This window comes from Streptomyces sp. WAC04114, from assembly GCF_019733245.1.
GTDB classification, from domain to species: Bacteria; Actinomycetota; Actinomycetes; order Streptomycetales; family Streptomycetaceae; genus Streptomyces; species Streptomyces massasporeus_A.
The window spans coordinates 21,486-28,675 of the sequence record NZ_JAIGQA010000106.1; the positions used below are offsets into that span (position 1 = coordinate 21,486).

General features: G+C 68.9%; 5 protein-coding genes. 3 read left to right on the top strand and 2 right to left on the bottom strand.

Features of this window, described 5'->3' with window-relative positions:
- Positions 1 to 16 precede the first annotated feature (16 nt).
- Positions 17 to 295, bottom strand: coding sequence for a hypothetical protein (locus K4G64_RS24680; RefSeq protein WP_221758196.1), 279 nt, complete (start codon positions 293 to 295; stop codon positions 17 to 19).
- Between the two features lie 187 nt (positions 296 to 482).
- Here K4G64_RS24680 and K4G64_RS24685 point away from each other — a divergent pair, with 187 nt between their 5' ends.
- The 3 genes from K4G64_RS24685 to K4G64_RS24695 all read left to right on the top strand — a co-directional run bounded on the left by K4G64_RS24685 (position 483) and on the right by K4G64_RS24695 (position 3,064).
- Positions 483 to 803 carry a CU044_2847 family protein gene (locus K4G64_RS24685; protein ID WP_308122478.1) on the top strand — a complete coding sequence of 107 codons (321 nt, stop codon included), beginning with the start codon at positions 483 to 485 and terminating at the stop codon, positions 801 to 803.
- Positions 804 to 904: 101 nt separating this feature from the next.
- Positions 905 to 1,078 carry a hypothetical protein gene (locus tag K4G64_RS24690; RefSeq protein ID WP_157852647.1) on the top strand — a complete coding sequence of 58 codons (174 nt, stop codon included), beginning with the start codon at positions 905 to 907 and terminating at the stop codon, positions 1,076 to 1,078.
- Positions 1,079 to 1,138: 60 nt separating this feature from the next.
- Positions 1,139 to 3,064 carry an HEXXH motif domain-containing protein gene (locus K4G64_RS24695; protein ID WP_221758198.1) on the top strand — a complete coding sequence of 642 codons (1,926 nt, stop codon included), beginning with the start codon at positions 1,139 to 1,141 and terminating at the stop codon, positions 3,062 to 3,064.
- 7 nt (positions 3,065 to 3,071) lie between these two features.
- Here the strand turns inward: K4G64_RS24695 and fxsT are convergent, their stop codons facing one another.
- Complete coding sequence (fxsT, locus tag K4G64_RS24700; RefSeq protein WP_308122479.1) at positions 3,072 to 7,121, bottom strand: FxSxx-COOH system tetratricopeptide repeat protein; 4,050 nt, start codon at positions 7,119 to 7,121, stop codon at positions 3,072 to 3,074.
- Between the last annotated feature and the right edge of the window lie 69 nt (positions 7,122 to 7,190).

Here is a 7,190-nt window from a genome sequence, read left to right on the forward strand (position 1 = left end):
ACTGTTAATGCGGTGCTCAGGCCGGTTGGCCGAACGATGTGCCCAGCGCACGCACCAGCGTGGTGGCGTCGAGGTCCCGCCCGGTGGGCAAGGCCAGGGCGACACAGCCGTCGGGCCGGATGAGCAACGCGTCGACGTCCACCCGGTCCGTGCGGGCGGTGACGGTGTCGCCCCGTCCGGCCCACGCGGCCGCGGCGTCGCGGACCTCCGCGCGCTCGACGAGGCCGAGCAGGAGCCCACGACCGTTCGAGTTCCACCCGCCCCACCACCCGCTACACGCGCAGAACCGAGGCACCACCCGGCTGGCCGCCGGTGGCGGCGTCGGGACGTTCCGGTCGCATTGTCGCTCGGTTGAGCCGGTCCGGTCCGTCGGCCCGCCGTCGGTTTTCGTGGTGGCCCGGTAACCGTCATCGATACGTTCTATCCTGCTGCTGATTCGGACCGGTTCAACGGGCTGGAACGGGGCGGGTGCTGTGTCTTATGTGATCGAGGTTCCTATCGATGGCGGGGAGTCGGTAAGGGTCGAGGTGTCGGAGGACACCGACGGCATCGTCCGCGTCGCACGGCCCGGACAGGTGGCGGCCATCGCCCAGGAAAGTCTCCAGCAGTCCCTGGAGAAGATCCGCCCGGTCGTCATCGCGGTGTGGGAAAAGCTGCGCCATCTTCCGCAGACCCCGGACCGGGTGGGCGTCGAGTTCGGCATCAAATTGTCGGCGGAGGCGGGGGTGATCGTCGCCCGCGGAGCCACGGAGGCCAACTTCGTGGTGAAACTGGAGTGGTGCCGTGACGGGCGGGACGAGTGATCCCGTTCGCGAGGGCAGGGTCCCCTTCCCACGTTGTCCGTACACGGGCATCATGGAAGAGGTGGGCGGTCAAGAGCCGCACCGTACAGGGGAGTTGATGGATGAATCGCGCGGAGCACGACATCGCGACAGAACTGGTGAACGTGGCTGAACTTTCCCTGGACGAATTGATGTTGTGTCCTCTGGGAAACCTTGATCAGTCTGTGCGGCGCATTCTTCTTCAGGTCGATCTTCCGGTGCCGCTGACGGCGTCGGCCACGGGGACGAACTGCTGAGTCGCTCCGTCGCTTCTTCATGGGGAGATCGGCTTCGCTTCTCCGACTGGAGGCCATGGGTTGAGGAAGAAGAATCAGCCGCGATTATCTTCCGCTGTCTTCTCCGCAGAACTCCAGGAAGGCTTTGGCGACGTACATCGCCTGCCGCTGGAGTGCTTCGCCCAACTGTCCACGGGCGGCGGTGACAGCGAAACCCTCGCACTGCTCCACCATGCGCAGAAGAGTAAACGTTTCGTCCTCATCCGTATGGTGCTCGAAGCCATCGCGGCCGACCCCGCCGTGATGGGGCCCCTGCCCTCGGTGCACGCCGCCTGGAAATTGCTGAGCCGAGTGCAGTACGAGAACCCGGGGGCGTTCGACAGGGTGCTGATGCATCCCTCCACCGGGGTCTGGGCCGCTCACGTGCTGCGACGCCTGCGGGGTGTCAGAACCAGCGACGCCCCCCTGTGGACGGAGGCCGGGTACTTTCACACCCTGGCGGCCGCCGCGGCTGTGCGGGCCGATGCGGAGTTCCACATCCAGGTGCCCGTGCCCGGCGGTGGCGCACTCCACCTGCCGTCGCTGGGGACGGCCCGGCTCCCCCGGACCGGCGCCGACGCCACGCGACCTTACGTCGCGACCTTGTACGGGACGGGCCGCGGAGCCGGCTGCGTGGCCGTCGTCTCGTCCTGGGGGGCCTGCGTGCTGCTGCCGGATTCCCTTGAGTCGCCGACGGACGGCTGGCGACCGCTTCCACGGGTCGAGGCCGTGCATGGCGGGCACAGTCTCCGACTCGTCCTGGACGACACCGACCCCTACGCCTCCTTCGTGGCGGGACGGGAGCCGGCCCCGCAGACCACGCAGAGCCGGAATCGATGGCAGGCTCTGACCGAGCAGGCCTGGGAGACGCTGGTCCGCAGCCATCCCGGCACCGCCGGTGCGCTCGCGCAAGCGATCCGCTCTCTCGTCCCTCTGGAAGCCGTCATGAGCGGGGAACCCTACAGCGTCACCTCGCCCGAGTCCTTCGGCAGCGCGATGATGCAGCTGCCTCTGGACGCCACGACTCTGGCCGTCAGCCTCGTACACGAGTTCCAACACATCAAACTGGGGGCCCTGCTGGACATGGTCACCCTGTCCCGGGAAGCAGAAGGCGCGCTGCACTACGCGCCGTGGCGTCTGGACCCGCGCCCGGTCTCGGGCCTGCTCCAGGGCGCGTACGCCTACCTGGGCATCGTCGACTTCTGGCGCCGGTTCCACCCGACGGCGTCGGGACAGGACGCTCTTCGGGCGCGATTCGCCTACGCGTTGTGGCGACGCAGCACCCTCGCCGTAGTGGACGACCTTCTGGCCTCCGGCGAACTGACCGAGCTGGGCACGCTGTTCGTTACCTCCATGCGGGAGAACCTGGTCCGCTGGTACCAGGAGGAACTCCCGGCGCAGGTCGAGTCGGACGCCGCCCTGGTCGCCGCGGACCATCTCGGCATGTGGCGGCTGCGGAACGGTCGGCCGTCGCGGTCGGACGTGGGACCGTTGGCCGAGTGCTGGAAGGACGGCGTGCGGACGAGGGGCCCGGAGGTCGGGGACCTGGTCGTGCGAGCCGACGTGCTGCCCCGGGAGAAGGCGGTGCGGTCCGAGCTGGTGAGACTGCGCTGGGAGGACCCGCAGAGACTCGCCTGGTCGCGTCGCCATCCGGATTCGCTGGGTGTCACCTCGGCGGACATCGCTCTGCTCGACGGCGACTTCGACACGGCCCTGCGCGACTACCGGCGGCAGGTGATGGCCCGCCCCGAGGAGTCGAGTCCCTGGATAGGTCTCGGCCTGGCAGCCGAGGGCCGCGGGGACACCTCCGCCGCGGCCGCGCTGCTGGGCCGGCCCGAGTTGGTGCGGGCCGTGTATCTGCGGCTCGCCGACCAGGGAGCGTCGGCGGACCCGTTCGCCCTGGCAGGCTGGATCGGCGGGCCGCACCCGCAGGAGGCGGTGACCGTGTCACCGCCCCGCCTGAGGTGACGTACGTTCAGATCTGGTACACCTCCGCGTCGCAGTCGGCCCGGTCGCCCCTGGTGGCGGCCGTTGTGGCCGGATGCTCCTGGCCAAGCACCTGCCGCAAGGACGTCAGCGTCGCGGCGTACAGGGTCTCGGCCCTGTTGGCCCGGCCCAGCACACGCAGGTCGGCAGCGAGGTTGAGCGCGCAAGCCAGGGTCATCGGGTGCGACTCGCCGAGTTCCTGAGTGGTACGCCGCAGTGTGTCCTCGTCCCTCTCGGCTGCGGCCTGCGGGTCTCCCAGTGTGAACAGGTCACTGGCCAGGTTGACGGCGACGGCGAGGGTGTAGGGGTGGTTCAGGCCCACGGTGCCGACCAGCCCGTCGTAAGCCTGCCTGTTCAAGGCCACCGCTTCTTCGGTCCGTTCCTTGCGGCGCAGCGAGATCGCGAGGTTCGTCATGACCCCGAAGGTGAACGGGTGACTCTCCCCGAGGCTCCCCCTCAACTGGTCCAGGGTCTTCCTGCCCAGGTCCACGGACTCGTCCAGACGATCCGCCTGGCGTTGGGCGATCACCAGACTCGACGCGGCGGACAGGGTGTTGAGGTGGGTGTCACCGTAGCGGCGCTGGCTGCGCTCCCACGCTTCGAGGCAGGCCGAGAGTCCGCCTTCGTGGTCGCCGGCCTTGCGGCGTGCCTCGCCGAGGTGGCGCAACGCCATCAGGGTGATGGGGGTCTCGCTGCCGGCCAGCCTTTCGAAGCGGATCGAGTTGTTCTCCTGCATTTCGCAGGCACCCACGTAGTCGCCGCATTCTCTGAGGTCCACCGCGAGCAGGCTGACGAGCATCATGGTGTTCAGACTGTCTTCGCCGAGTACGTCGACCGCGAGCTGGAGATTGACCGCGTCGAGGTCCCGGGCGGTGGTGAAGTCCCCCGTGAGGCGCAGCGCCGTTCCGTAGTCCAGTGCGGCCGCGATCGCCATCGGATCGCGGTCCCCGAAGGAGCGCACCGCCTGTTCGTAGGTCTCCTTGTTGAGCTTGGCGGACGAGGCGAAGTCCCCGGCCGCGCGCAGGTCCACGGCGACGGCCCGGGCCGCGAGCAGGGTGTCCTCGTGGGTGTCGCCGACCGTCCTGCGGCGGCGTTCCAGGCTGTCCTCGTCGAGCTGGGCCGCTTCGGAGTAGCGCCCGAGCGAGCGTAGGACGTGTCCGCAGTAGCGGGCCACGGTCAGCGTCTGGGCGTCGTCGGGGCCGATGCTGTCTCGCCAGGTCCGCAGCGCGTCCTGGGCGAGATCCAGGCAGGCGTCGTGGTCACCCCAGGTGAAGAGGTACGTGACGGTGTTGACGACGAGGTTCCGAACCCAGTGGTTGTCGCACTCGACCGCTCGGGACGCCCGGATGTGCGGTAGCAGTTCGGCGTACCGGGGCCAGTTCGCGGTCACTCCCGGTTCACCCGGGTCGCCCCCCGCGAGCAGCAGATGAGCCGCCTCGCGCATCGACGCGCGCTCTTCGGCCGTCATCTGGTCGATGAGTACCGCCTGGACGAGGCGGTGCAGCTGGATGGTGCTCGTGCGGTGGTCGATGCGGGCCAACGCGTAGCGGTTGACCTCGCGCAGGGCCTGACCGAGGCGGATGGGGTCGCTGAGCACCTGGCCGAGCAGGCCGGGCAGGTTGGCGTTCCGCCCTGCCATGAAAAGGCTGCGGGAGACCGGCTCCGGCGCGAAATAGGAGCACACCTGGAGGAGTTGGAGCGCGCCCGGGTTGGTGTCCTTGAGGCGGTCCAGCGAGACATTCCAGGCCGCTGCGACGGGCAATTGGTAGTCCATCGGTGGGGCGAGTTCAAGCAACTCCGCGCGACGGCTGACGAACTCTTCCCGTTTCCCTTCGAAGAGTTCGAGGTATTCTTCAGCGGGCATACCTGTTTCGGTGAGCCAGACGGCGGCTTGTTCGATGGCCAGGGGTAGGTCGCCGAGCGCCTCGGACAGTCGATTCGCTTTTTCGTCGGTGAGTTCCGGTCCTCGCCGCCGCAATAGCTCGATGCTTTCCTCGCGCGCGAAGACATCCACCTCGATGGTCCGTGCCATGTTGACCCATTGTCCGTTTCGGGAAGTTACGAGAATCCGGCCGGTGCCGCCTTGGGGGAAGAAGGGGGTGACTGTTTCCGGGCTTTCGGCGTTGTCAAAGACCAGGAGCCAGTTGAGGTAAGGCTTGCCCAGGCGAAGGGCTTCCAGGACAGCTGGAACCGCCGTGTTGGCCTCGGCGCTGGTGGGCAGCCGCAGGCGTTGCGCCAGGTCCACGAAGGCGGCACGGATTTGGGCCGGTTGTTCGGCGGGGATCCACCAAACGATGTCATAGTCGGAACTATGACGGTATGCGTATTCGATGGCAATTTGGGACTTGCCGACGCCGCCCATGCCGTGCAGCGCTTCAGGTAAAATCGCCGTCGTGCCCTGAGTCAGGCGTGTGTGCAGGTCCTGGAGAGCGAGGACCCGTCCGGTGAAATTAACGTTCCGAGGCGGAACATTACCCCAAACGGGTGGGGGGCTGCCCGCCTTGCGCCGTTCGGCGATAGCCCGCTCAACCGGCCCCAGCGTGCGTACGTATGCGTCGTTCATCGAACCTGGCTCTCCTCTGTCCGCCGTTGCCTGTCCTTCGGGCATCGGTGTCACGTGTTCGGGAACGGCCCGCGATTGCTGTTCTTTGACCGTTTTTGAACGCGGGTCTGACACAGGTTCTTCGGGCATGGATGACCCCGCAAATTGTAGTGGACCAGCGTCGATGTCCTGTGTCGCAAAGCCCTCAACGCGCTCGCTCAATCGGTCGGCCCACGGCCGGTACGGCCCCGACAGTGCCCGCAGTGCACGTATGAACGAAGCGAAGTCGCCGGCCGACTCCTCCGGTACCGTCACCGGCCGCTCCGCCCAGGGGGTGGTGAGCACCTGGGCGAGGTCCCGCATCTCGGGGACCGTCGCCGCGAGGCGGGTGATGACGTGCAGCATCACCTCGGCGGTGGTGGACCGCCCGCTCGTGGCGAGAAGTTCCTCGGCCACGCCCGGCAGGAACGCGTACTGCTGTGCGGCCGTGTCGAAGGGGTCGACGGACGGTGGGCCGCCCTGGGTGACGAGCAGCCCCGAGCTGAGGACCTCGGCCATGTGGGCGGGGCGTGAACCCGGTTGGGTGAGGTGCTGGACCGTCTCCATCACGGCGAGGTCCAGCGGCGCGACCGCGAGGTGCTGGGCCAGCCGGAAGGCCGCGGGGGAGGCGCCGGCGCGGAACTCGAGGACGCGGGCGGCCGGCGTCGGGGGACGGCCCGGGAGGAAGGCCTCGTCCGGCCCCGGATCGTCGTCCTCCGTGCCGTTCTCCGTGAGCAGCACGCGCGCCCCCGGCCAGTCGCCGCTGTCTCCCGTCAGCAGCTGCGCCCAGCGCGCCAGCCATCGCGGAGTGAGTTCGATGACGGGCACGGCCGACTCCACGGTGCTGCCCGCGCCGGTCACGCTCGCCGTGCAGCTCGGGCCGCACGGGAGGGGCCCGGTGGTACGGACACGGCAACGATGGGTGGCGATCCAGGTGCGGTACCAGTTGCGGTGGGGGAGCAGATGGGCGACGACGACCGGGACACGTTCACCCCATCGAGTGATGAGCCGTTGGGCCGCACCGCTCCGCCATGCGGCTCCCCCTCCGTCGGTGAGCACCATGACGGCCCGCCGCCGGGGTGGCAGCGCGGGCGCCGGGAGGGCGTACTCGGCGCCGGCCGGGCCGAGTCCGTGCAGACGCAGTTCCTCGTCCCCCTCCTGGTCGGCGCTGAGCAGCCGGATGCTGAGGGTGCGGAGCGCGCCGAGACCGTTCAGCAAGCGGGCGAATTCGGTCACGGTGTGCCGCCAGGCGGCCATCGAGGCCCCGGCATCCACGACCAGCACCAGATCCAGCCAACGCTCACGGCCCGGGCGGTAGCAGGGCAGCCGGGGTTCGGCCTCCACCAGGGCCTCGGCGGTCCGCTCCTCGTCGAGCTCCCGGCTGTGCGCGGACGTCACCGTACGGCGCAACGGGCGCAGCGCCCGCTCCAGTGCCCGTCGGCCCTCCAGGCCGGGCACGGCGGTCCACAACGGTCCCGTGCCGGGGGCCGGGGGCCGGGGAAGCGGGGCCGAGGCGCGGGCGAAGGC